This is a genomic window from Massilia sp. ST3, from assembly GCF_018119405.1.
In the GTDB taxonomy this organism is placed as follows: Bacteria; Pseudomonadota; Gammaproteobacteria; order Burkholderiales; family Burkholderiaceae_D; genus Telluria.
The window spans coordinates 1-24,309 of the sequence record NZ_JAGPWC010000029.1 but is presented as its reverse complement, the minus strand read 5'-3'; the positions used below and the strand labels follow the sequence as shown (position 1 = coordinate 24,309).

The 24,309-nt window shown below is 69.3% G+C and carries 15 protein-coding genes; 7 read left to right on the top strand and 8 right to left on the bottom strand.

Annotated features, from left to right (window positions below; translation table 11 throughout):
* Positions 1-90 precede the first annotated feature (90 nt).
* The gene (locus KBW98_RS12040) at positions 91-2,748 is read left to right on the top strand and encodes an EAL domain-containing protein (RefSeq protein WP_211520384.1); all 2,658 of its coding nucleotides are present in this window, start codon (positions 91-93) and stop codon (positions 2,746-2,748) included.
* 266 nt (positions 2,749-3,014) lie between these two features.
* Here KBW98_RS12040 and KBW98_RS12035 read toward each other — a convergent pair whose 3' ends face one another.
* Positions 3,015-3,758 carry a metallophosphoesterase family protein gene (locus KBW98_RS12035; RefSeq protein WP_211520383.1) on the bottom strand — a complete coding sequence of 248 codons (744 nt, stop codon included), beginning with the start codon at positions 3,756-3,758 and terminating at the stop codon, positions 3,015-3,017.
* A gap of 14 nt (positions 3,759-3,772) precedes the next feature.
* Positions 3,773-4,489, bottom strand: coding sequence for a 7-cyano-7-deazaguanine synthase QueC (gene queC / locus KBW98_RS12030; RefSeq protein WP_211520382.1), 717 nt, complete (start codon positions 4,487-4,489; stop codon positions 3,773-3,775).
* Between the two features lie 173 nt (positions 4,490-4,662).
* Between queC and KBW98_RS12025 the strand changes: the two genes are divergently transcribed.
* Together KBW98_RS12025 and KBW98_RS12020 are read left to right on the top strand one after the other, a co-directional pair.
* A complete protein-coding gene (locus KBW98_RS12025) occupies positions 4,663-6,513 on the top strand; it encodes an autotransporter assembly complex family protein (protein ID WP_211520381.1) in 1,851 nt (616 codons plus the stop codon).
* Positions 6,513-10,955 carry a translocation/assembly module TamB domain-containing protein gene (locus KBW98_RS12020; RefSeq protein ID WP_211520380.1) on the top strand — a complete coding sequence of 1,481 codons (4,443 nt, stop codon included), beginning with the start codon at positions 6,513-6,515 and terminating at the stop codon, positions 10,953-10,955. The genes KBW98_RS12025 and KBW98_RS12020 overlap by 1 nt, the downstream gene beginning before the upstream one ends.
* On the opposite strand, the gene KBW98_RS12015 is transcribed toward KBW98_RS12020, so the two are convergent.
* Positions 10,952-11,119, bottom strand: a complete 168-nt coding sequence (locus KBW98_RS12015) for a hypothetical protein (RefSeq protein WP_211520379.1) — start codon at positions 11,117-11,119, stop codon at positions 10,952-10,954. The genes KBW98_RS12020 and KBW98_RS12015 overlap by 4 nt on opposite strands.
* A gap of 120 nt (positions 11,120-11,239) precedes the next feature.
* Between KBW98_RS12015 and KBW98_RS12010 the strand changes: the two genes are divergently transcribed.
* On the top strand, positions 11,240-11,758 hold the full coding sequence (locus tag KBW98_RS12010; RefSeq protein ID WP_211520378.1) for a hypothetical protein: 519 nt from the start codon (positions 11,240-11,242) through the stop codon (positions 11,756-11,758).
* 102 nt (positions 11,759-11,860) lie between these two features.
* On the opposite strand, the gene KBW98_RS12005 is transcribed toward KBW98_RS12010, so the two are convergent.
* The 5 genes from KBW98_RS12005 to KBW98_RS11985 all read right to left on the bottom strand — a co-directional run bounded on the left by KBW98_RS12005 (position 11,861) and on the right by KBW98_RS11985 (position 18,851).
* Positions 11,861-14,683 carry an ATP-binding protein gene (locus tag KBW98_RS12005; RefSeq protein ID WP_211520377.1) on the bottom strand — a complete coding sequence of 941 codons (2,823 nt, stop codon included), beginning with the start codon at positions 14,681-14,683 and terminating at the stop codon, positions 11,861-11,863.
* An 8-nt stretch (positions 14,684-14,691) separates the two neighbouring features.
* Positions 14,692-15,420, bottom strand: a complete 729-nt coding sequence (locus tag KBW98_RS12000; protein WP_211520376.1) for a hypothetical protein — start codon at positions 15,418-15,420, stop codon at positions 14,692-14,694.
* Positions 15,413-16,786, bottom strand: coding sequence for a hypothetical protein (locus KBW98_RS11995; RefSeq protein ID WP_211520375.1), 1,374 nt, complete (start codon positions 16,784-16,786; stop codon positions 15,413-15,415). The genes KBW98_RS12000 and KBW98_RS11995 overlap by 8 nt, the downstream gene beginning before the upstream one ends.
* Before the next feature lie 174 nt (positions 16,787-16,960).
* The gene (locus KBW98_RS11990; protein WP_307727594.1) at positions 16,961-17,713 is read right to left on the bottom strand and encodes a DUF3108 domain-containing protein; all 753 of its coding nucleotides are present in this window, start codon (positions 17,711-17,713) and stop codon (positions 16,961-16,963) included.
* A 7-nt stretch (positions 17,714-17,720) separates the two neighbouring features.
* Positions 17,721-18,851: a DUF3108 domain-containing protein gene (locus KBW98_RS11985; RefSeq protein WP_211520373.1), complete on the bottom strand. Its 1,131-nt coding sequence runs from the start codon at positions 18,849-18,851 to the stop codon at positions 17,721-17,723.
* Between the two features lie 363 nt (positions 18,852-19,214).
* Here KBW98_RS11985 and KBW98_RS11980 point away from each other — a divergent pair, with 363 nt between their 5' ends.
* The 3 genes from KBW98_RS11980 to KBW98_RS11970 all read left to right on the top strand — a co-directional run bounded on the left by KBW98_RS11980 (position 19,215) and on the right by KBW98_RS11970 (position 24,229).
* Positions 19,215-19,898: a PhaM family polyhydroxyalkanoate granule multifunctional regulatory protein gene (locus KBW98_RS11980; RefSeq protein ID WP_211520372.1), complete on the top strand. Its 684-nt coding sequence runs from the start codon at positions 19,215-19,217 to the stop codon at positions 19,896-19,898.
* A 201-nt stretch (positions 19,899-20,099) separates the two neighbouring features.
* On the top strand, positions 20,100-20,768 hold the full coding sequence (locus KBW98_RS11975; RefSeq protein WP_211520371.1) for a PEP-CTERM sorting domain-containing protein: 669 nt from the start codon (positions 20,100-20,102) through the stop codon (positions 20,766-20,768).
* Positions 20,769-20,962: 194 nt separating this feature from the next.
* Positions 20,963-24,229, top strand: a complete 3,267-nt coding sequence (locus KBW98_RS11970; protein ID WP_211520370.1) for a patatin-like phospholipase family protein — start codon at positions 20,963-20,965, stop codon at positions 24,227-24,229.
* Positions 24,230-24,309 lie beyond the last annotated feature (80 nt).

Here is a 24,309-nt window from a genome sequence, read left to right as displayed (position 1 = left end):
TGCAAAAAATGATCCGGCCGCGTGGCCGTGCCCGCATGCAGCAAGGTAGAATCGGGACACTGGTCGACCGACCTCTTGCGCAGACAAGGCATGCAAAAAACGGATCATCCAGCTCCACCGACAACCCGCCCCTATCCGCTTGCCCGGCTGGTGATCATCGCGGCCGGCCTGATCGCCGCCCTGGGCATGGTGACAGCGTCGATGCTCTACGCCAGCTATGACGACACGGTTCGCGAACAAAAGACCAACCTGCGCAACATCGCGGTGATTTTCGCCGCCCAGACCACGAGCGTCGCCCAGGCCGTCGATGGCGCGCTGCAACGCGCTGCCAGCGCCATGCGCCGCGATCCCGCCGCGCTCGCGCGCCTGCTGGCCGAGGAAAGCGCGGGTCCGGCCCACGCCTACCTGCTGCGCATCGCCGCTTTCGACGCCAACGGCACGCTGCTGGCCGATGCGCGCGCCGACGAGGCCGTCGCCCTGGCCCTGCCGGCGCCGACGGGGGCGCCGGGCGGTCCGAATCCCCAGATCGCCATCGCCACCGTGGAGCGCGGCAACGGGCGCGGCGTGATCACCTTCACGCGCCAGGTCACGGACAAGGCCATGCGGCGCGTCGGCAGCGTCGTGGCGCAGGTGGACTCGGCCCACTTCGACAGGATCTACCAGCTGATCGACCTCGGCCCCGGCGGCTCGGTGACGCTGTTCCACCGCGACGGCACCATGCTGATCCGGGGGCCCTCCTATCCGCAAGGGATCGGCCGCTCCTTCCTCGACACCCCCTTGTTCAGCACCTACCTGCCGCGCGCGCCGCGCGGCACCATCGAAGCCGCCAGCCCGCTCGACGGCATCGCGCGGCTGTACGGCTACGACACGGTGGAAGGCTTTCCGCTGGTGATCATCACGGGCCTGAACCGGGACGCCGCGCTGGACGCCTGGTACGACACGCTGTGGACGGCGCTGGCCTTCTACCTGCTGCTGTCGGCGGTGCTGTCGCTGCTGGCCTGGCGCGTGGGACGCGACTCGCGCCGCCAGTTCCGCCTGATCGAGCTGCTCTCGGCCAGCGAATCGCGGCTGGCGCGGCGCTTCGATTACCTGGCGTCCCTGATCAACGCGGTCGGCGCGCCGATCTGGGTGCTGGACCGCGCACGCCGCATCGTGCTCGCCAACGAGGCCTTCGGCCGCCTGGTCGGCAAGTCACCCGAGGAACTGATGGACCAGGACGAGCGCAGCGTGCTGGGCGAACAGGGCGAGGAACGCGAACGGCGCTACGCCGCCGTGCTGGAAGGGGGCCGCAGCGTGGAAGCGATCGGCGCCATGCGCGACGGCGGCGGCGAGGCGCGCACCGTCATCGAGCTGACCAGCCGCCTGACCGGCGAAGGCGGCGACCCGCAGCTGGTGACGGTCCTGACCGACATCACCGAGCGCGAACGGGCCGAGGCGCGCCTGGCCTACCTGGCGGAATTCGATGCGCTCACCGGCCTGCCGAACCAGAACCAGTTCTGGCGCCTGCTGGAAGCGCGCCTGGCCGGCGCGGCGGCGGGCGAACGCAACCTGGCGGCCATGGTGGTGGTGTTCCAGCGCCTGCACGAAGTCGTCGACCTGCTCGGGCGCGACGCCGCCGACCGCGCCCTGCGCCGCATCGGCGACCAGTTACGCGCGGCCGGCGGCGATGATGCCGGGGGAAGCCCTGGCGTCGTGGCGCGCATCCGCGGCGCCGAATTCGCCTTCCTGCTCGACGCCGCCAACCGCGGCGCGATCGAGCGCTTCGCCATGCAGGTGCACGACATGCTGTCCGGACCGCTCGCCATCGACGGCCGCGACTTCTACCTGGAGCCGGTGCTGGGCGTGGCGATGTTCCCCCAGGACGGACGCAGCGCCGACGAACTGTACCGCGCAGCGCAGAACGCCTGCAGCGGCCACGGGATCGAGGTCGGCGAAGCGGTCCACTTCTTCTCGGCCAGCATGCACACCAGCCTGGACCAGCGCCTGACCGTCGAAGCCCACCTGCGGCGCGCGCTGGAAAGGCGCGAACTGCGCCTGGTGTTCCAGCCCAAGGTCACCATCGACGGCGAACAGGTGGTCGGCTTCGAAGCCCTGATGCGCTGGACCAGCCCCGAGCTGGGCGAGGTCTCGCCGGCACAGTTCATCCCGATCGCCGAGCGCACCGGCCTGATCATCCCGATGGGCGCCTGGGCGCTCGAGGAAACCTGCCGCCTGATGCGCGACTGGCGCGAGCAGCTGGGACGGCCGGTGCGGGTGGCGGTCAACCTGTCGCCGCGCCAGTTCTACCAGAAAGGCCTGCTCGACACCGTGCGCGGCTGCCTGGCGCGCCACGGCATCGGGAGCGGCTGCCTGGAGCTGGAGATCACCGAGACCGCCCTCATGAGCCGCGAAGACGAAGTCGACGCGCTGATGCACGAGATCCGCGCGCTCGGGGTGGAGCTGTCGATCGACGATTTCGGTACCGGCTACTCGAGCCTGGCCTACCTGAAGCGCTTCCCGGTGGCGCGCCTGAAGGTCGACCGCGCCTTCGTGCGCGACCTCGACCGCGACGGCGACAGCGCCGCCATCGCCCTGTCCATCATCAACCTGGCGCGCGGCCTGAAGCTCAAGGTGGTGGCCGAGGGGGTGGAGACGCCGGAGCAGCTGGCGATCCTGCGCGAGATGGACTGCGACGAGTTCCAGGGCTTCCTGTTCAGTCCTCCGGTGGAGCAGGAGGCGGTGCCGGGGCTGGTGCGGAGATATTGCTAGCGCATGCTGTAGGGTGGATGGCTATGCCGTCCACGCGGTGATCGTTTCAGGCTCCGATGACGGTCCGGATGATCTCGCTGCAAACCATCACCGCGTGGACGGGAAACCCGTCCACCCTACGTCACTATCACTACTGCTGATTCGCCCACCGTAGGGTTGGCGGCTTCGCCGCCGACGCGGCGATAGTTAGCGGCCCCGTGTCGCGCACGAACCGGCGAACGTGCGTTGAACGCGTCGGCGGCAGAGCCGCCAACCCTACGAGTGGTTCAAATCCTTTCGATCAGCCGCATCGCGAACACCAGCGGCAATCCCACGGCGATCACCTTGCGCGCCGCCGCGCCGTGGTCGTAGGGCACGCGGTAAAAACACAGCTCGCGCGTGGCGTCGTCGAACAGCGCATAGCAGGCCGCGTTGTCCGCGTCGCGCGGCTGCCCCGCCGCGCCCACGATCGCCAGGTAGCGGTAGCGCGGGTCGAGCACGATGCAGCTGTCCGCCGCCGGTACGTGGCTGCCCATGCGGCCGTCGTCCGCGCGCCGGTACAGCGCGGTCACGTGCACGTGACCCGAGAACACCAGGCGGCTGGCCGTCGCGCCCAGGCTGCGCGCGGCCTGCTCCGGGCCGGTCACGTATTCCCATTTTTCCGGACGCCAGGCGCTGGCATGCACCAGCAGCGCGTCGCCGTACTGCTGCATCAGCGGAAGCCGCGCCAGGAAGGCCTTTTGTTCGGGAGAGAAGCGGGCGCGCGTCCATTCGAGCGCCTGCAGCGCTTCCGGATGCATGCCGGGCCGTTCGGCATGGGTCGCCGCGTAGTCATGGTTGCCCTGCACCGCCAGCGCGCCGCGCGCCACGTGCTCCATCACGGTGTCGACCACCCAGCCGGGATCGGCCCCGTAGCCCACCAGGTCGCCCAGGAAGGCATATTGGTCGGCGCGCTGGCGCCCGGCATGCGCCAGGCAGGCTTCGAGCGCCTCGCGGTTGGCGTGCAGGTCGGTGAGGATGGCCAGGCGCACGAGGGCCTCCGGGGTCAGCCTTCTTTGCTTGCCTTGTACTGGGCGTAGCCGCGCGCGCGCAGGGCGCAGGCCGGGCAGGTGCCGCAGCCGTGGCCCCAGTCGTGGGCGGCGCCGCGCTCGCCCAGGTAGCAGGTGTGGGTGTCGAAGCGGACCAGGTCCACCAGGGCCTCGCCGCCTTCCTGCTCGGCCAGCTCCCAGGTCTGCGCCTTGTCGATCCACATCAGCGGCGTCTCGACCTTCAGGCGCGTGGCCATGCCCAGGTTCAGGGCCACCTGCAACGCCTTCATGGTGTCGTCGCGGCAGTCCGGATAGCCGGAGAAATCGGTTTCGCACATGCCGCCCACCAGCACGTTCAGGCCGCGGCGGTAGGCGACGGTGGCGGCCACCGTCATGAACAGCAGGTTGCGTCCCGGGACGAAGGTATTCGGCAAGCCGTTCTCCTGCATCGCGATCGCCACGTTGCTGGTCAGGGCCGTGTCCGAGATCTTGCCGATCAGGGACAGGTCGATCATGTGGTCCTCGCCCAGGCGCGCATCCCATTCCGGGTCCAGTGCGCGCAGCTTGGCCAGCAGGGTCGGGCGCACTTCGAGCTCGATCGCGTGGCGCTGGCCATAGTCGAAGCCAATCGTCTCGACGCGGGCATAGCGTTGCAGGGCCCAGGCGAGGCAGGTGGTGGAGTCCTGGCCGCCGCTGAACAGGACGAGTGCGGTGTCTTGGGATGGCGTGTTCATGGTCTGGAAAGAGATGGCGCCCGGACGGGCGGGGAAAACCACGGATTCTGGCACAAATCCGGCGCACCGTGTGCCGACGCACGGTCGCCTTCCAGCCCGTACTCTACAGTTAAGCGTTCGACATCGTTTTTGACTATCTATTAAGATGCCGGGAATATTCTTGCTGGAGTCATATGTTTCCTGAAAGATCGATCACCTGTCCCTCCCCAGCGCCGCGCCTCGTCCTAGGCATCGGCGCCCTATTGTTCGCGTCCGCAGCAGCGGCGCAGGGGAATACCCAGGGGATCGACTACACGGTGCGCATCGACGCGCCGCGCCGGCTCGAGGAACTGCTGGAGGATAACCTCGACCTGGTGCGCTGGCGCGGCAACTCCCGCGTCGACCTGGAACAGCTGCAGCGCCTGGTCAAGGAAGCCCCCGAACAGGTCAAGACCCTGGTCGCCACCGAAGGCTATTACTCGCCCACCGTCTCGGCCGGTCTCGACACCAGCGGCAGCCGCCCGGTGGCGCGCGTGATCGTCGATCCGGGCGAGCCGGTGCTGGTCGGCGACGTCGACCTGGTGCTGCGCGGCTTCGTCCCCTTCGACAAGGGCGCCGCGCCTTTCGACGCCAACGCCCTGCGCCAGCGCTGGAGCCTGCCGGTCGGCGCCCGCTTCGTCCAGGGCGACTGGGAAGCCGCCAAGCGCGCCCTGCTGCGCGACGTGGCCCAGACCCGCTTCCCGCGCGCCCAGCTGGTCGAGACCAGCGCCACAGTCGACCCGGACGAACACCGCGCCCTGCTGCGCGTCGTGATCGACAGCGGTCCTGAAATGCGCTTCGGCGAGCTGCGCATCCGCGGCCTCAAGCGCTATCCGCGCAACGTGATCACCAACCTGAACCAGATCAAGCCGGGCGACGAGTACAGCGAAGCCGCGCTCCAGGCCTTCCAGTCGCGCCTGCAGGACACCGGCTATTTCAGCAGCGTCGAAGTGAGCGCCGACATGCGCGCCGTGCTCAATGCCGAGCTGGAAGACCTGAAGGACGGCGACGAGGACGGCGCCTCCAGCCCGCAGACGCCCGTTGGGCCCACCGTGCTGCCGGTGCTGGTGCGCGTGACCGAGAACAAGCGCAAGAACGTCGAGGTCGGCGTCGGCTTCTCGACCGACACCGGCGGCCGCGCCCAGCTCAGCTACGACGACCTGAACGTGCTGGGCAAGCGCATGAAGAGCGACATCCTGTACGAGCAGAAGCGCCAGACCGCGCGCGTCGACTTCTACTGGCCGACCACGCCCAAGGGCTACAACGACAGCGTCGGCGCCGGCATCGAGCGCAACGACGTGCGCGGCGAGATCACCACCCTGGCCACGGTGGCCGCGCGGCGCAGCTGGGGCACGCCGCTGCTGGAACGCAGCCTGACCCTGGAAGCCCTGACCGAGGAACGCGAAGTGCCGCCCGCGCCCTCGACCCGCACGCGCAGCCTGCCGCTCACCTACAGCATCACCCGGCGCAAGCTGGACAGCCTGATCCAGCCGACCAACGGCTATGTGCTGAGCGGCCAGCTGGGCGGCGCCCTGCTGCCGATCCTGACCGACGAAAAATTCCTGCGCCTCTACCTGCGCGGCCAGGCCTTCAAGCCGCTGGGCGAGACCGGCACCCTGGTGCTGCGCGGCGAATTCGGCGCGGTGGCATCCAAGGAAAAGCTGGGCGTGCCTTCCACCTTCCTGTTCCGCGCCGGCGGCGACCAGTCGGTGCGCGGCTACGGCTACCGCGAGCTGGGCGTGCGCGAGGGCGAGGCCATCGTGGGCGGCAAGTACCTGTTGACCGCCAGCGCGGAGTACCAGTACTGGTTCCGTCCGCCCTGGGGCGTAGCCGTGTTCTACGACGCCGGCAACGCCGCCGACAAGGTGGGCGACCTCAAGCCCAAGTCGGGCTATGGCGTCGGCGCGCGCTGGCGCAGCCCGGTCGGGCCGATCAACGTCGACCTGGCCTATGGCCACGCGGTGCGCAAGGCGCGCCTGCACTTCTCACTCGGGTTCACCTTCTGATGGATACCAAGGACACTTCTCCCGGCGGCGCGCCGGGCTCTCCAGGCCCGGCGCCGCGCCAGCGCAAGTGGCCGCGCCGCGTGGCCATCGGCTTTGCCGTCACCGGCGTGCTGGCCGGCGGCGCACTGTGGTACCTGGGACGCGAGACCACCCTGCAGATGATCGCCCAGCGCGCGGCCAAGGCCAGCGGCGGCAAGCTCACGCTCACCGGCGTTTCCGGATCGCTGTACGGCGCCATGCACATCGACCGCATCGTCTGGCGCACCGACGAGCAGCTGGTGGTGGCCGACAAGATCGACCTGCAATGGTCGCCGCGCCAGATCGTCTCCAGCGGCGTCCTGGTCGACAGCCTGCATGCGGCCAGCCTGCGCATGGAGACCCTCAAGGAAAGCGAAGAGCCCACCACCATGCCGGCCTCGCTCGCCCCGCCCTTCCCGATCGCCGTCAACGACGCGCGCCTGGCGCGGGCGACGTTCGTGAGCAAGGGCGCCGAAACCCGCATCGATAACATCCGCCTCAAGCTCAAGGGCGACAAGCAGAGCTGGGTGCTGCGCGACGCCAGCGCCTCCACGCCCTGGGGCCTGGTGGCGGCCAATGCCAGCGTCGGTTCGCAACGGCCCTTCAAGCTCGATGGCGCCGGCAGCTTCACGCAATCGCAAGCCCAGGCGGGGGCGCGCGCCGCCCAGCTCAAGCTGAAAGTCGGCGGCGACCTGAACACCACCCTGGTCGACGCCAGCGGCCAGGCCGGCCGCGCCGCCGGCGAAGGCCGGCTGGAACTGTCGCCCTTCGCCCCCATTCCGCTGCGCGCCGTGCGCATCAACGCGCGCAATATCGACCCGGGCTTCTTCAACCCTTCCCTGCCGACCGCCGACCTGACCCTGGCCGTCAGCGGCAAGCTGGACGACAAGCGCAACATCAGCGGCCGGGTGGACCTCGTCAACGACGGCCCCGCCGGCACCATCGACCAGCAGCGCCTGCCGCTGCGCGCCATGCGGGGGCAACTGGGCGGCAGCCTGGACGCGCTCCAGGTCTCGGATGTGCTGCTCGACTTCGGCGCGGCCGGCCGCTTCACCGGCACCGGCGGCGTCCAGCGCGGCAAGGACGAACAAGGCATCGGCACCGCCCGCTTCACCCTGCATACCGAGCGCTTCGACCTGAAGGGCATCCACGCCAGCATGAAGCCGACCGCGATCCGCGGCGACATCGCGGTGATCAACGAGGCTGCCCGCCAGACACTGCAGGCGAACCTGGCGGACAAGGGCATGCGCCTGGCCGCGCTGGCCACGCTGGAAAACAATGTGGTGACCCTGCGTGAGGCGCGCCTGGCGGCGGGCGCCGGCAGCGTCACCGCCAGCGGCAGCATGAACCTGACCGGCGACAAGGCCTTCAAGGGCGTGGTGAACACCAGCCGCTTCGATCCGTCCGCGCTGGGCGACTATCCTGACGCCGACATCAACGCCAGCGTCAACGCGGCCGGCGCCCTGGCGCCCGCCTGGCGCGTGGACGCCGACTTCGCCGTGCGCCGCAGCCGCCTGCTCGGCCAGGCACTGAGCGGCAGCGGCAAGCTGCATGCCGACGCCAAGCGCATCAGCGGCATCGACGCCGACCTGGCCCTGGGCCGCAACACGGTCGCCCTGGACGGCGCCTTCGGCGGCGCGGGCGACAAGCTGCAATGGCGCGTGGACGGGCGCGACCTGGCCGCCATGCGCGCTGATTTGTACGGCGCGGTGACGGCCAGCGGCGTGGCCACCGGCACCATGGCGGCCCCGCGCACCAGCTTCGAGGTGCATGCCCAGGGGATGGGCTGGGCGCCGAAACAGCGCCGGGACAACGCCGGCAGCCTGCGCGCGAGCGGCGAAGCCTGGCTCGCCGGCCCCGAGGGTGGCAAGGCGGTCGAGTTCAAGGCCAGCGGCACGGCCCAGCGCTTCAACCCGGCCGCCTTCGGATCGCCCCTGGCGGGCGACATCAATGCCAGTTTCGACGCCAGCGGCCGCGCAGGCAAGGACTGGCGCGGCGCGCTCGACCTGCGGGTACAGGACTCGACCCTGTCGAAATCGCCCTTCTGGGGCCATGCCAAACTCATGGCCGACCGGCGCCATGTATCGAATGCCGATGTCGACCTGCACGTGGGCCCCAACATCGTGAACGCACGCGGCAGCTTTGGGGCCGGCAGCGACCGCCTCGACTGGCGCATCGACGCGCCCCAGCTGGCCGCCCTCGGTCCCGACTACGGCGGAGCCCTGCGCGGCGCCGGCGCCCTCTCGGGCACCATGGACACGCCCTCGCTCACGGCCTCGCTGGATGGCCAGAACCTCAAGCTGCTCGGCAAGCACACGGTGCGCGCGCTGCGCGCCAGCGCCAACCTCGGTTCGGGGCGCGGCGCACGCGATCCCTTCGTCACCGATGTCCAGGTCCAGGATTACGCCAGCGGCGAAACGCGCATCGCGGCATTGCGCCTGCAGTCGGAAGGCACGCGCGGCGCCCATACGCTGCGCCTGGCGGCGCGCGGCGACGCCTTCGATGCGAATACCGAAGTGCGCGGCGGCCTGGCCGGCGACACCTGGAACGGCACCCTGGCGCAGCTGCAGAACCGCGGCCGCTACGCCATGAACCTGGCCGCCCCGGTGCCGCTGCGCATCGCCGGTGCGCCGGGTTCGGGCATCCTGGGCCTGGCCAAGCCGGAACGCATCGCCTTCAACGGCGCCGTGATCAAGCTGCCCTCGGGCAGCGTCACCGTCGACACCCTCGCCAAGAACGGCCCGCGCTGGACCAGCCGCGGCCACGCCGACAACGTGCCGCTCACCTGGTTATCCCAGTTCTCGCCGGCGATACGCGACAACGCCCGCGGCGACCTGACCCTGGGCGCGCAGTGGGCGCTCGACCTGCGCGCCCCGGCGGTGGCCGGCGGCGCCCCGGCCCTGGACGGCAACGTGCGCGTGTTCCGCGAGCGCGGCGACGCCATCCTGGGCGGCGATACCCCGGTCGCCCTGGGACTGCGCCAGTTCGAGGCCAGCGCCAACGTGGTCGGCAGCAACCTGCGGGTCCGCCTCGACCTCGACGGCGCCCGCACCGGCCGCGCCAACCTCGAAGCCAATGCACAGCTGCTGCGCGGACGCCTGGACCGCGACAGCCCGCTGCGCATGTCGGCCAATGCCGACATGGCCTCGATCGCCTGGCTGGCGCCGCTGGCGGGCCAGCCGGGGCTGGAGCTCGATGGCGCGCTGCGCCTGGCCCTCACGGGCGGCGGCACCATCGGCACCCCGAGCCTGAACGGCACGGTCAGCGGCGACAGGCTGGCCGTGCGCTGGGCCGAGCAAGGCGTGCGCCTGCAGAACGGCGAGCTGCGCGCCCAGCTGGCGGGCGACCGCCTGGAACTGCAACGCCTGGCCTTCCAGGGCCGCCAGGGCAGCGCCTCGGCCGAGGGCTTCGTGCGCTTCTCGAGCGGGCTGGCGGGCGCCGACCTGCGCCTGACGGCGGACAAGCTGGAAGCCCTGTCGCGTCCGGACCGCACCGTCGTGCTGAGCGGCCAGGCCGCGCTGGTGCGCGACGCCAACCGCTTCGAGCTGGAAGGACGCTTCAAGACCGACCGCGCCCTGATCGAACTGGCGCCGCAGGGCCGCCCGACCATGTCGGACGACGTGATCGTGCTGGGACGCGGCGTCAAGACCGTGCCGTCGAACGAAGAGAAGGAGATGCCCCTGATGGTCGACCTGCGGCTCGACCTGGGCGACGAATTCCGCCTGCGCGGCATGGGTATCGACGCGACCCTGGCCGGCAGCGCCCGGGTGCGCAAGACCGGCGCCCGCCCGCCGCGCGTCAACGGCACCATCCGCGCGACCGAAGGCACCTACGCCGCCTACGGCCAGCGCCTGGCGATCGAGCGCGCCGTGATCACCTTCAGCGGCGCCTACGACAACCCGGCGCTCGACGTCCTGGCGGTCCGCAAGCGCCCGGAGGGCGAGCAGCTATCGGAAACCAATGTGGAAGCCGGGGTGCAGGTGCGCGGCACCGCCCAGGCGCCGCAGGCGCGGCTGGTGTCGACCCCGAACGTGCCGGACAGCGAAAAGCTGTCCTGGCTGGTGCTGGGACATGGCATGGAAGGCACCAGCGGCAACGAGAAGGACGTCCTCGCGGCCGCGGCCGGCGCCCTGCTCGGCGGCAAGGGCGGCAGCGGCGGCATCACCTCGAAGCTGAAGAACTCGCTCAACGTGGACGAGCTGGGCCTGAAGCAGGCCAACGGCCAGGCGACGGGCCTGGAGGGAACGGTGGTCACGGTGGGCAAGCGCATCTCCTCGCGCGCCTACCTGAGCTTCGAGCAGGGCGCGACCACGGCCTCGAGCCTGGTGCGCCTGCGCTACAAGCTGAATCCGCGGATCACGCTGCAGTTCCAGACCGGCACCAATACCGCCCTGGATGTGTTGTACTCCTGGGCCTTCGACTAGTGCAGGATACTGGGCTTGTGATCCGGAATCGGTTCTTCGTTCGCGGGCGTGTGGTGACCCGGCTGGTGGTGCGGATGGGGGGCGTCGAAGGGTTCGGGCGCCGGTTCTTCGATCGGCACCGGGTCGGGTGCGCGGTGGGCTTGCACAGGAAAAACAGTGTACATGGCCGGGTTCTCCTCGGATCTGGCTGGAAGAATACCTTACCACGGCGAGTCGGCGCCCGGCGCTTGCCATGCCGGCCGGGGCTGTCGATTACAATGCCGCTTTCGACCTAAAATCGCTCCATGGAAATCACGATCACCACCCTGGCCCTGCTGGTCCTGACCCCGCTGCTGGTCTGGCGCATCTACCGCCGCATCGCCGCCCAAATGACGCGCCAGCGCTCGATCGTCTCGCGCCACTACACCGCCATCCTGGTGTTCGGCGGCATGATCCTGGTGCCGGCGGCCCAGCTGCTGGACAACCCCTACAACCTGGCGGCCCTGCTGGTGGGAACGGCGGGCGGGATCGGCTACGGCGTGTGGGGGCTGAAGCTGTCGCGCTTCGAGGATACGCCGCAGGGCTACTACTTCACACCGAATGCCCGCCTGGGGATCATCATGGCCATGATCCTGGTGGCGCGCATCCTGTACATCGGTGTCGAGATCTATTCGAACCAGGGCAAGGGCGTGGCGCCGGAGCGGCTGACGGATTCGCCGCTGACCATGCTGTGCGTGGGGTTGACGGCGGGCTACTTCGCTTGCTACTCGGCAGGCTTGCTGCGCTGGCGACGGCGGATGCGGCAAGAGATCGATATGGTGTGAGTTCTCGATACGCATGCAAACTTGGGTCCCCGCCTTCGCGGGGACCCAAGTTCCGCAGCACACCACCAAAGTAAAAAGGGACCCTCACGGGTCCCTTCTCGTTCAAGCAGCCTTCGCCGCCTCTTTCCTCCTCTGCAGCACGAAGATCGGCTGCGCCCACTGCACATCCTTCTTCTTCTTGCTGGTAATGAGCGTCAGCTCCGAAGGATCGTAGACGTCCGTATTGTGCGTCAGCGGCGTGGTCATCAAATACTGGGCGTCGGTGTTCTTCAGGAACTCGCCCACCAGCTGGATGTTGCGGATGTCCAGGTGGGCAAACGGTTCGTCGATGAACACGAAGCCGCCCGAGCCTTCCTCGGACTTCAGCAGGCCGATCAGGAGCACCAGCGACTTCATCACCTGCTGGCCGCCCGAGGCTTCGCCGTCGTTCATGCCGATCTGGTCCTTGCCGTCGAACTTGAAGCGCACGTGCAGGCCGGCCTGGGCCAGCTGGACGTCGTCGTTCTCCAGGCGCACCGGGTCGGCCTGGACGTCGATGCCGGCCAGTTCGCCCAGTTCCTTGATGTTCTTGGTATAGGTCTTGATCGTGTAGCGCAGGCGCTCGATGTAGGCGCCGCGCGCATTGCCGGTGGCCTCGATCGCGCGGTTGTTCTGGTAGCGGCGCTCCTCGGTCTCGCTCTGGCGGTTCTGCAGCTGGTCGTTCAGGCGCTGGTACTGGTCGATCACGGTCGGATCGAGTTCCCAGTCGTCGCGCGCCAGCGCGTGTTCCAGCGACTGCAGGCGCAGGTTGACCTGGTGCGCGTTCTGGTGCTTGGCCACGAGGTCGCCGCGCCAGTTGCCGTTCTTCCAGTTGGCCGGCACGTGGCGCCAGCTGCGGCGCATGTCGAGCAGCGCCTTGGCGTGCTCGGTGCGCTGCTCGAGCTGGCGGCGGTGGTTCAGGCGCATGCCCGCTTCCGCTTCCGACAGCGCCATGCGCGCGTTCTGCCACACTGTGTCGGCGCGGGTGCGCGCCACCGTCGCGTTCTTGCTCAGGGTCTGCAGCTCGCCCAGGCGGGCGCCCACTTCCAGGCGCTCGGTGCGCAGCGGCGCCACCGAACGCGCGGCTTCCTCGAACTCGGCCTGGCGCGCGGCCAGTTCCTTGGCCGCGTCCACGCCCGCCAGGCGCGCCTTCAGGCCGCCCACTTCGGTGGCCAGCTTCGAGATCGTCAGGGTCAGCGCGTCTTCCTGCGCTTCCAGGTCAGGGAGCAGCTTCTGGATCGCTTCCAGGCGCTGGGTCTTGCCGGCCGCGCCGAAACGGTAGCGCGAGGGCTCGACAAACAGCGAGCGGCCGCCGCGGCGTTCGCGGTGGTAGGCGTCCGGCGTGATCCACTCGTCGGCGCGGGTCTTGAAGCCCTCGTCCACCGAATCGACACGCTCGATGCGCGCCAGCTGGTCGATCAGCCAGCCCGGCGCCTTGGACGAGAAACGCACCACCGACAGCAGGCTGTCGTCCTTCACTTCCGGCGCCTCGACGCAGTCCGGGACGATGAAGTGGCGATAGCGTTCCTTCTCCGCCAGGCGGTAGGCCGCCGGGGCATCCTTGGCTTTCTCGAGCAGCACCACCGAGGCGTAGCCGCCCAGCACGCCCTCGACCGCGCCCTGCCACTTCGGATCGGTCACTTCGACGATGTCCGACAGCATGGCGTGGGCGATGCCCTCGTCGCGCAGGGCGCGGCGCATCAGGCGCTGGGCTTCCGGCTCCGGCATCGCGCTCTTGCCCTGCAGCGCGGAGATGGTCGCCATCTCGGCGGCGATCTTGGTGGAGACGGCTTCGCGCTTGCCCTTCTGGCGCGCCAGCTCCGCTTCCTTTTCCTCGAGCTGCTTGGCGACTTCCGCGATGTCGGCGCCGGCGTCCGCCGCCAGCTTCTGCAGGCGGTCGCGCTGTTCCAGCACGCTTTCCAGCGGTTTCAGGCGCGCGTTGACCTGGGTCAGGCGGCTGGCGAGCTCGGTGCCTTCCTGCTCCAGCTGGGTCTCCAGCTTCTGGGCCTCGGTCAGGGCGCGCTGCTGGGCCGCGAGCTGGTTGCGCTTCTCGGTCAGCATGCTGTCGGCCTGCACCAGGGGCTTGCGCGCCTCGCGCAGGTTGCGGCTCATGCTCGCGGCCTTCTCGCGCGCCTCGTGGTATTCGAGCGCCGGCAGCACTTCTTCCTTCAGGTCGCGCTTTTCCTTGTGCAGGTCTTCCCACTGGTGGTAGTTGGCGACGCGCAGGCGCAGGCCCTCGAGGTTGATGCGCGAGGTTTCCAGCTCGGCCTCGAAGCGCTTCAGTTCCGTCTCGGTGTCGCGCTGGTGGCGCTTGGCTTCGTCATAAGCGTCCAGCACTTCCTTGTCGCCGAACACCTGGAACACCAGGTCCAGCAGCTGGCGCGGCGCGTATTCGCACAGCTTGTCGGTCTCGCCCTGCTCCAGGGCCAGCACCTTCGACATCGCGGGCGACAGGCCGGCGGAGGCCAGGCGTTTGCGGTAGTTCTCGACGCCCAGCCAGTCGGTGGCCTCGGTGACTTCCTCGATGTCGACGTTCCCCGGACGCATCAGGTACTGGCGCTTCCAGTCGCCGCCGTTCTTTTGCACCTGGCAGAACAGGGTCACCTCGTCGTCCGAGAAGAAGCCCGAATGGCGGAACGGACGGTTCGACAGCTGGCGACCGACCGGCGCGTTGTCGACCACGGCGCGGATCCAGGCGCTTTGCTGACCCGAGTGGCGCGCATAGTGCTTATAGGTGCGTCCCATCGAGCAGTCCAGGCCGAACAGGGTGCGCAGCGCATCCAGCAGGGTGGTCTTGCCCGAGCCGTTCTGGCCGGCGATGGTGATGATCTTGGCGTCCAGCGGGATGTTCTTGATCCGCTGCCAGTAATCCCAGTGGACCAGTTCGAGTGATTTAATGTGGAACATCGGCTATCTCAATTCGGGGTGTCAGGTACTTCTTCAGGCGCGGCGGCGGCTTCGGCCACCGGGTCGTTCGCGGCTTCGGCGTCGGCCGGTGCGCGGCGCGGGGCGGCGGCCAGCGGGGCGCGCTTGAACACCTCGGCCAGCGCGCCGTTGATGATGCGCTCCTTGAGCACGTCGGTGTCCATCATCAGGTCCAGCAGCGGGCCCTCCAGGATCACGTCGCCGCGGCGCTCGATGAAGCCCAGCTTGGCCAGCACGCCCAGGTTCATGTCCATGCGCGTCTTCTTGCCGAGCTTGTCGCCGAAGTCCGACAGCAGCGCGGTGTACGAGATGCCGATCGAGGTGTCCTCGGCGCGCGGGATCGGCGCATCCTTCTCGAACATGTCGGTCTGGTCGTCGTCCACCGTGACGTGGGTCTCCTGGCGCTCGCGCTTGGGCAGGATGATCTGCGCCCACAGCACCACCAAGAGGGCCACGCCGTCGCGGGTCAGGCCGAAGTTGTTGTTCTGCCAGATGTCCTTGGCGCCGAAGATCTTCGGTTCCACGTTGCGGTGCAGGGCGATGGTCACGTGGTCGGCGTACACGTTGTCGAGCAGCTTGAGGCCCGATTCCAGCAGGCGCTTGTCGACTTCGATGCGGAACTGCTCGTCGGACAGCGCGCGCTTGACCATCTTGTCGTCGCGGCGCAGGGTCTGGTGCGTCAGCAGGCGCGCGATCAGGATTTGTGCATCGTCATTCATTGGGCGTACTGCTTTCGGAAGAATTCAGGGAAAGGGTGGCGATCGACATGGCGGCCACTTCCGGGTCGTCCAGCTGGACCATCTCGTCCACCGGCTCGAAGTTCAGCGGCAGGCGCGCCAGCTCGGCGGTCGGGCCCTGCAGGCTGGCCTCGGCGGCGTCGCCCAGCAGCGGCAGCAGCGAGGCGCGGTAGGAGGCCACGGCGAAGCTGGCCGGCAGCAGCGACTCGTGCAGCTGGACCTTCTTCGGGCCGGTCTCGGAAAACTCGGGGAAGTTGCCCAGGTTGGCGAAGTCGGCCAGCTTGTTGATCCAGTCGTTCAGCTCCAGCTGCCCGGCCGGGTTGTCGTTGATGGTGGTGGGCGCGTCCTGGCCGCTCGGCAGGCCTTTCGGGCCGGTCGAGGTCACGCGCTCGGCCAGCAGCTCGGTCTCGGCCACGTCGATCATCTCGGCCGGGGTGGTGAACAGCGGCACCACCGGGCGGTCGATCGCACCTTCGGCCAGGCTGGCCAGGTCCTCGTGGGCCAGCAGCCAGCGCTTGACGTCGGTGGTCGACAGGCCGGACTGGCCCAGGTGCACGCGCTGGCGCTCGATCTGGTTCAGGGCGCGCGAGAACATGCCCTGCATGTTCAGCAGCGCCGACTGCGCCCGCCCGATGGCCTGGGCGGCTTTATGGGTGGCCGAATCGGCGCGCTCGTCGGTGGTGATGGCGCGCAGGATGGCCGAGCCCTTCTCCACCCAGTCGCAGGCCATGTGCCACTTGGCCTGCGAGGTGCGCAGGCGGAATTCGGAACCCGAGGCGATGGCGTCGCGGAACTCCTCGGTCAGCTCCACCAGGCGGCCCAGCAGGTGCTTCAACTGGTCGACGGTGACCCCGCCCACGGCTTGGGCGCCGGCCACCTGCGACAGCAGGAAGCCCATCTCGGCGTCGTCGTCCTCGGGCTTGCCCAGGGCGAGCAACGTGTCGAGGGCGGACAGCACGTTGCGCGCCAGCGGCGTGATACGGTATACCGAGGCCGGGGCGTCCCAGGCCAGCAGGCCGTGGGTGCGCAGGCGGTTGAGCACCGTCTCCAGGCTTTCCGGGATCAGGTAGGCCAGCTTCTGGTTGATGTCGGCGCGCGAGAAGGCCGAGCTGGCGGTGTCGCCCGCGAGCTCGCGCAGCACCAGCAGGCGCACCAGCACGCCGTCCTGGGTGCCATGGAACAGCGCCGTGAAGGCCGCCAGCATGGGCTGGGCGCGCTTGAGGTGGAACACCTGCTCGATCTCGTCGGGGGCCACGCCTTCATGGAAGTGGGCCTGCAGCGGATCGTCGTCCTGCGCTGTCGTAAAGGAGTCTGCGGCCAGCGCCGCGCCGCCAAGGTGGTCGATCATCGTGGAATACCAGTCTTCTTGCGCGGCCAGGCCTGCTCCGCGGGGGCGTCAGTATAACAGTTAAGACTAGGCAATTTGCAGTTTGGCAGCTCCCAGACCCTGCTTAGGAGCTTGTCAATTGCGGGAAAGACACACGATGAACAGTCGGACAATATTGCATTAAATTTAAGGAATTTACTGCTTGTCGATGGCGCGGATGGTCTGCTCGATGGTTTCCTTGTCGCCGTCGGTGAAGCGCAGTTTGACCGGATACCAGTCGCGCTCCGGCGCCAGCCATACCGACAGGGTCTGGTTGCGGCCGTCCGCCAGCGGCTCGCGCACGAGCAGCACGGTGTCCAGTTCGCCCAGTCCGGTGCGCAGCTTTTCGCGCTTGGCCACCTTGAAGGTCCAGGCCTCGGCGTCGCGCCGGCCGGCCACGAAGAAGCCCAGGCTGGCGCCCGGCTTGAGCTTGTCGCCCGCCGCGCGCGCCACGGCGGCCAGCTGCCAGGTGACCGAGACCCGGTCCTGCTCGCCGCCCTTGAGCGGATAGGTCTGCTCGCTCTCGGAAAAGCGCAGGGTCTTGGCGGCGCGGTCGAAGGTGGTGGTGGTCGGGTCCTTGCGCAGGCGCTTTTCCCAGAATTCCGCCGGCGCCAGGCCATAGGCGTCGATCGCGCCTTCGCTGCGGTCCTCGGTGAGGGTGCCCAGCACCGCGACGCGCGATTCGGCCTTCAGCTGGTACTTCCCGTCGGCGGCGCGCCAGGTGACCAGGGCGTCGCCCTTGAGCGAAAAGCCGCGCTGGCGCGCGCTCAGGTCGTAGCTCAGGTCGGCCGAGGGCGGCAGCGCGAAGGCGCGCCTGGCTGACGGATGCGCGGGCGCGGCGTCCTGGGCGCAGGCGCCGAGGCTCGCCGCCGTCAAGAGGACAGCGCCAGCGCGCCGGATCGTGGTCATGTGCATATCAGGTCCCTGGTCGGTTCAAGACGATATTATTCACCGTTTGCGTCGTGACCGCTCCGTTCGCCTCGGTATTGCGAATCTGTACAGGCACCCAGCCGTGCGCCGGGGCCAGCCACACGTCCAGGCGCGACTTGTACGAACCCGGCTTGGGCGGGCGCGTCAGGTGCAGCGTCTGGAGGCGGCCGAGCCGGGTAACGATCTCTTCCTGCCCCACCACCTGGAAGCGGAACACGCTGGCGTCGCGGTCCTCGCCCACCAGGATATCGATGTCGCCCTTGAGCTGCGCGGGGTCGCCGCGCGCGATCGCCGCCAGCTGCAGCGGCACGCTGGCCTTGTCCTGGGCGCCCGGCGCCAGCGGATAGCTGGCCTCGGAGGCTGAAAAACTGATCTTGTTGCCGTCCCAGTCGAAATGGGTGGCGGTCAGGGCCCGGCCACGCCGCTTCTCCGTCATCTTGACGGGAGCGAAGCCGGCCGCGCCCAGCCTGCCCTCGCTGGTCAGCACCACCAGGTTCACGCGCGCGAACACCACCTTGATGCCGGCCTCGATGCGGATGCGGTAGGCGTCCTGTCCCAGCTGCCACGACAGCAGGGCTTCGCCGGACCAGCGGGTGCCGTCGGCATCGACGCGCGCGACGTCGAGCAGGATGTCGGCCGCGGGCGGCATGTCGACGGTGTAGCGCGGCAGTTCAGGCGCGGGGGCCGGCCCGGGCGCCGGTGGCGGCTCGGCGGCCGGCGCGGGAGGAGCTTGGGCCGCGGCCTGTTGCAGGGGCGCCGGTGGCTGTGCGGGAACCGGGGGCGCGGCTTCCTGGAGCGCCGGCGGCGCCTCCGTGGTGGCGCCGCCCGCTTCCTGGGCGGGGATGCCCAGTTCGGCCGGCAGCGGCGCTATCCGCGGCAGCGGCGGCGGGGCCAGCTTCGGCACCGGCAGCGGGACCGGCGCGGGTGGCGCACCGGCGGGTTTCGGCGCCGGCAGCAGCTGCGCCAGCATCGCGTCCGGGCCGCCTTCACCGGCAAACTGGCGCGGGACGCCCATGTTCGCATCGATCAGGCGCAAGGCCATCCAGTGCAGCAGCACGACCAGCGTGCCGAGCACCAGCGCCCGGCGCCGTTGGCGGAAGAACGAAGCGGAACTCATGCCGCCAGTGTAGCCTGAGCGCCGCCGCTCTGCTTTCCAGCGGCGCGGCGCCGGAGCGGGACGTCCGGGGAATGGCCCGTCAGGCGGCGATCCGGTGCTGACCGCGCCACGCCGCGCCGAAGCGCTCGCGCGCCGCCTTGCGGCGCTGCGCCACCTTGTCCAACAGAGTCTCTATCATTTTCTTCTCAATTCTTATCGCGAATTTTATTAATAAAACTAAATATTAGTTTCCTAACATTAATTCTAATAAATAGGGTTTAAAGAAGAAAGCGACTATCCTTCAAGGGTAAAACTGGCCCTTTGCACGGTTGGTGCGGTGTTAATTCTCTGCTACGCTAATCAAGACCAATCTAGGAGATCACCATGCTCAAGCCTCCCATGCCCAACGCGGCCGGAATGACCGATACGCTGGAATTCGTCAAGCAGCTCTGGGGCGGCATGAACATCCCCGGCATGCCCGGCGTGTCGGGTTTGACGGGCGGCACCCTGTCGACCGACGAGCTGGACAAGAAAATCGCCGACCTCAAGGCCGTCGAGTCCTGGCTGAACCTGAACCTCGGCATGCTGCGCGGAACCATTCAGGCCCTGGAAGTCCAGCGCGGCACCCTCGCCGCCCTCAAGACCATGAGCGAAAGCATGGCCCAGGCCATGGGCAAGGCAGGCGGCGAGGCGCCGATGGCGCCCTTCGCCCCCTTCTTCGGCCAAGCCGCGCCGGCAGCCCAGCCGGGTTCCACGCCACCGTCTCGGCCGGACGCGGGCGCCCCCGATGGCGCCGCCGATACCGGGGCGGGCGCGGGCGCCCCCATGCCGGCCGCGGTCGCCTGGTGGAATCTCCTGCAAGAACAGTTCCGGCAAGCCGTAGCCAGCGCCATGCCGGCGGAGACCAAGGGCGCCGACGACAAGCCGGCAGCGCCGGCAGGCGGGAATTCGGGCGGCGCCGCCCCTGGCGACGCGTCATCCGGCGCTCCCGCCGACGCCTCTCCAGCCGCGAATGGCGCCCCAGGGCGTAATGCACGCACGGCGCGCAGCAAGGCCGACAAAGCCTAGAAGACAAACCAGCCCGGGCCTCTTGCCCGCGCTTCGTTATTACCTGTCGGAATTCTTTACAGGCGTAAATATAGCGTCGGCTTAGTCACGTCCAAGTGTTTGATCAAGTTGAGTCTTCTCTTTCTGGCACGCAATTTGCATTGTAGTTTGATAAACATCAGGCGCGATCCAGACGCCAACCACCATCACCAGGGATTCGACATGATCAAGAAATTTGCAGCCATCGGCGCACTGTGCTGCGCGAGCATTGCCAATGCCGGCAACATCACCACCGGCGCGGTCGCCGACGACTGGTTCGGCAGCAACGACAGCTACACTGCCTTCACCGTGAGCGGCGACCCGGGCGACGGCTTCCTGCGTACCTTCGGCTTCACCGGCCTGAACCGCTCGGCGCTGGAATTCTCGCTGGACGGCCTGCAGCCGAACCACAAGATCACCTCCGCCACCTTCACCATCACCAGCGGCGGCACCACGGTCGGCGGCGCCTCCTTCAATTTCTGGGGCTATGGCGGCGACGGCGCGATCACCGACGAGGATGGTGGCCGTACCGGCACGCTGCTGCTGTCGACGCCTGTCCTGACCGGCAAGCCGACCTACACGGTCGACGCCACCAGCCTGATCCAGTCACTGCTGGACGACGGCGCCAGCCACGCCGGTTTCCTGATCACCCTGTCGTCCCAGGGCGATTTCATCGGCAATGACCTGTGCAGCCGCGAAGGCGCCATGCTCTGCGGCGGCCTCGGCCCCCAGCTGAGCATCGACTTCGAGGAAGCGGCCCAGGCCGACGTGCCGGAGCCTGCTTCGCTCGCCCTGTTCGGCGCGAGTCTCGCCGCCCTGGCCGCCGCACGCCGCCGCAAGGCCAGCAAGTGAGTAAACAGTAAGTCGATCGGCCGGTTCCGATACGCAGCGCCCGTCCATGGACGGGCGTTTGTCGTTAACACAGTGCAATAAAAAGTGCGATGAGTCCGCCTGCGGGTTGACGCAGTCGAGGGCGCCCCTGTACCAGGCGTGCTGAACTGTCCTGGCGGCCGGCGCGCCTGGCCGCTTCAGCCGGAGCGTGCCTCATGAAACCAGCCGACTTTTCCAGCCTCACGCCGGCCCAGGTCGCCGACCTGCGCCGCAAGCTCGAAGCGGCCGCTTGCCGACCGCCCGCCCAGGCCGCCTCGCTTGCCGAGCTGGGCGAGGCCATCGCAAGGCTGCGGCGGCGCCACGGCCTGCCGCCCGGCGACAAGTTCGATGCCGACACCCTGCGCTGTCTCGACGGCTGCGCGGGCGCCGTGTTCGGCCAGGTCTTCGAGGACGAACTCGCCCTGCTCCGCCCCGGCGCCGTCCAGCCCTCTTCCTGTCCCTGCCCGCCCGATCCCGACCAGCTGCTGGGGCGCGCCCACGGCAGCCGGCTGGCCGGCCTGGCCCTGTCCGGCGGCGGGGTGCGCAGCGCCACCTTCGGCCTGGGCGTGCTGCAGGCCCTGGCCGGCCACGGGCTGCTGCGCCGCTTCGACTACCTGTCCACGGTCTCGGGCGGCGGTTTCATCGGCGGCTGGCTGTCCAAGTGCATCCACGCGCATGGCGGCGACGTGGCGGCGGTCGAGGCCATGCTGGCGCCCGCCGCGGGCAGCGCCGAGGCGCCGGCGGTGCGCTTCCTGCGCCAGTACAGCAACTACCTGTCGCCACGCGGGGGCATGTTCAGCGCCGACACCTGGACCCTGATCGGCACCTACGTGCGCAACACGGGCCTGAACCTGGCCATGCTGGTGGCCTGGCTGTGCGCCCTGCTGCTGCTGCCGCGCATCTGCGTATGGGCGGTCAACCGGATCGTCGCCCCCGGTGGTCCCTGGGCCCACCTCGCCGATTTCGCCTGGATCACCGGCGTGCTGCTGTTCCTCGGTGCGGTGTTCTGCATCGCGCTGTCGATCTCCAGCAAGCCGGAAAGCTCGCGCGGCCTGCGCCGCTTTCCGCTGTCGCAGGGCGCGGTCCTGTGGTGCATCAACCTGCCGCTGCTGCTGGCGGGCTTCCTCGGCAGCCTGGGCCTGTGGCCCCATGGGGGTGAACTCCTGGCGTGGGAAGGCATCCTGGTGCCGGCGGCGCTGCACGGCCGCTGGGGATGGCTACTGGCGCCGGGGCTGGTCTACTTCATCGTCTGGGCCTGCGGCTGGTACCTGGCCCACGACCGCGCCAGTCCCTACCGGCGCGCCGGCTACACCCTGTGCCTGGCCGGCGCCTGCGTGGTGGCCCTGGTGCTGCTGGAAGCGGGGCGTGCCTTCGCGCCCGAGGTGCCGCTGTTTGCCGCGTCGGCGCGCGGCGCCCTCGTGCAGGCGCTGTGGGGACTGGTGACCCTGCTGCCGCTGGCCGCGGGCGTACTGGCGCTGGATGCGCGCCTGGGCAGCGAGCGGCCCCTGCGCGACCTCACCCGCGCCGAACTGGGCGAAGGCCTGTCGCACTTCCTGTGCGCGATGGGCGCGCTGACGCTTGGCACCTTCCTCCTGCTGGGCGGCCTGGCGCTGCTGCCCGACCCGGCCACGCATCCGGTGCTGAACAACGCGATCGCCCTGGCCAGCTTCGGCATGCCGCTGATGATGGCCCTGTTCGCCGGTACCACGACCCTCATGATCGGCCTGATCGGCCGCCTGTACAGCGACGCCAGCCGCGAATGGTGGAGCCGCCAGGGCGCCTGGACGGCGATCTTCGCGCTCACCTGGCTGGCCGCCTTCGGCGTGAGCTTCTTCTTCGCGCCGCTGCTGCACTGGGCCTGGCTGACCTACGACCCCTGGTCGAACCTCGGCACCCTGCTCGGCTGGCTGGCGATGACGGCGGTCGGCCTGAAGGCCGGCAGCGGTACTGGAACTGGCACCGGCGCCGGCCCAGGCGCCGGCGGGCGCGGCATGCCGGCGCGGCTGGAACTGGCGGCGCGCCTGGCGCCCTACGTGTTCACGGTCGGGATCTTCGCGCTCCTGAGCGCCCTGGTGCAGGCGGTGGTGGCCTATCCCAGCGTCGACTGCCCGCATGCGCAGCTCAGCTGCGTCTACGCGGCCCACGCGCGCGCCACCCTGGCCACCGATGGCGAGCGCCTGGCGCTGGCCTTCGGCGCTTTACTGGGCGCCGCCCTGCTGCTCGGCTGGCGCGTCGACATCAACAAGTTTTCGCTCTACATGTTGTACCGCAACCGCGTGGTGCGCGCCTACTTTGGCGCCAGCAACCGCGCGCGCCGCCCGCACCCGTTCACCGGCTTCGATCCCGGCGACGACCTGCCGCTGGCGGAACTGCAGGCCCAGCGTCCCTATCCCATCATCAACACGTCGCTCAGCCTGGTGAGCGGCGAGGAGCTGGCCTGGCGCACGCGGCGCGCGGCCTCGTTCGCGTTCACGCCGCGCTGGTGCGGCTTCGAGCTGCCGCCGCTGCCCGAGGGCGCAGAGCGCCAGGCGGAATCGGATCGCGGAGAGTCGGCGCGCGGCTGCTACCGCCCCACCGACCTGTACGCCTCGCGCTCGGGCGTCGGCACCGACGACGACGCCGGCGTGCGGCTCGGCATGGCGGTGGCCTTGTCTGGGGCGGCGGCCAGTCCCAACATGGGCGTCCATTCCTCGCCGCCGCTGAACTTCCTGATGACGATGTTTAACGTGCGGCTGGGGCGCTGGTGCCCGAACCCGCGCCGCCCGACCTGGCTCAGCTCCTCGCCGCCCATCGGCCTGTTCAGCCTCCTGGCCGAATTGTTCGGGATGACCAACACCCATGCGCGCTACGTCCACCTGGCCGACGGCGGGCATTTTGACAACCTCGGCATCTACGAACTGGTGCGGCGCCGCTGCCGGCTGGTGGTGGCGGTCGACGTGGCCAGCGACCGCGACCTGGCCTTCGAGGACCTGGGCAATGCGATCCGCCGCTGCGGCACCGACCTGCACGTGCGCATCGACCTCGACGTCTCGCGCCTGGACCCGAGGAAGGACAGCGGCCTGTGCGGCGCCAGCTGCGCGGCCGGCGTGATCCGCTACAGCCAGGCTGACCGCGCCGGGGTGGACGGGGTGCTGCTGTACCTCAAGCCGGCCATCGTCGGCAACGAGAACGCCGACCTGCTCAACTACCGGCGCCTGCACCCGGACTATCCGCACCAGAGCACGGCGGACCAGTGGTTCGACGATGCGCAGTTCGAAAGCTACCGCGCGCTCGGCCAGCACGTGGCGGAATGCGCGCTGCGCGACGCGGCGCATGCGGCGCGGCGCGGCGACGGGAGCCATGACATGGAGGTGTTGTGCGCGCAGCTGCTCAAGCGGCACGGGACGGGTGTCAAGACGGACGACCGCGTTTGCGCCGGCAGCGTGCGCGAGCGATACCGGTAGGGGTGGGGGGGGGGGCCCCCCCCCCCCCCCCCGCCCCCCCCGCGCGGGGGGGGGGGGGGGGGGGGGCCCCCCGCCCGCCC

Excerpts from the sequence above, each read along its gene's own strand:
- KBW98_RS11995 (WP_211520375.1), bottom strand. The coding sequence starts at position 16,786 with ATGATCGACCACCTTGGCGGCGCGGCGCTGGCCGCAGACTCCTTTACG.
- KBW98_RS11990 (WP_307727594.1), bottom strand. The coding sequence starts at position 17,713 with ATGACCACGATCCGGCGCGCTGGCGCTGTCCTCTTGACGGCGGCGAGC.
- KBW98_RS12020 (WP_211520380.1), top strand. The coding sequence starts at position 6,513 with ATGGATACCAAGGACACTTCTCCCGGCGGCGCGCCGGGCTCTCCAGGC.
- queC (WP_211520382.1), bottom strand. The coding sequence starts at position 4,489 with ATGAACACGCCATCCCAAGACACCGCACTCGTCCTGTTCAGCGGCGGC.
- KBW98_RS12010 (WP_211520378.1), top strand. The coding sequence starts at position 11,240 with ATGGAAATCACGATCACCACCCTGGCCCTGCTGGTCCTGACCCCGCTG.
- KBW98_RS11980 (WP_211520372.1), top strand. The coding sequence starts at position 19,215 with ATGCTCAAGCCTCCCATGCCCAACGCGGCCGGAATGACCGATACGCTG.
- KBW98_RS12005 (WP_211520377.1), bottom strand. The coding sequence starts at position 14,683 with ATGTTCCACATTAAATCACTCGAACTGGTCCACTGGGATTACTGGCAG.
- KBW98_RS12015 (WP_211520379.1), bottom strand. The coding sequence starts at position 11,119 with ATGTACACTGTTTTTCCTGTGCAAGCCCACCGCGCACCCGACCCGGTG.
- KBW98_RS12040 (WP_211520384.1), top strand. The coding sequence starts at position 91 with ATGCAAAAAACGGATCATCCAGCTCCACCGACAACCCGCCCCTATCCG.
- KBW98_RS12000 (WP_211520376.1), bottom strand. The coding sequence starts at position 15,420 with ATGAATGACGATGCACAAATCCTGATCGCGCGCCTGCTGACGCACCAG.
- KBW98_RS11985 (WP_211520373.1), bottom strand. The coding sequence starts at position 18,851 with ATGAGTTCCGCTTCGTTCTTCCGCCAACGGCGCCGGGCGCTGGTGCTC.
- KBW98_RS12025 (WP_211520381.1), top strand. The coding sequence starts at position 4,663 with ATGTTTCCTGAAAGATCGATCACCTGTCCCTCCCCAGCGCCGCGCCTC.
- KBW98_RS11970 (WP_211520370.1), top strand. The coding sequence starts at position 20,963 with ATGAAACCAGCCGACTTTTCCAGCCTCACGCCGGCCCAGGTCGCCGAC.
- KBW98_RS11975 (WP_211520371.1), top strand. The coding sequence starts at position 20,100 with ATGATCAAGAAATTTGCAGCCATCGGCGCACTGTGCTGCGCGAGCATT.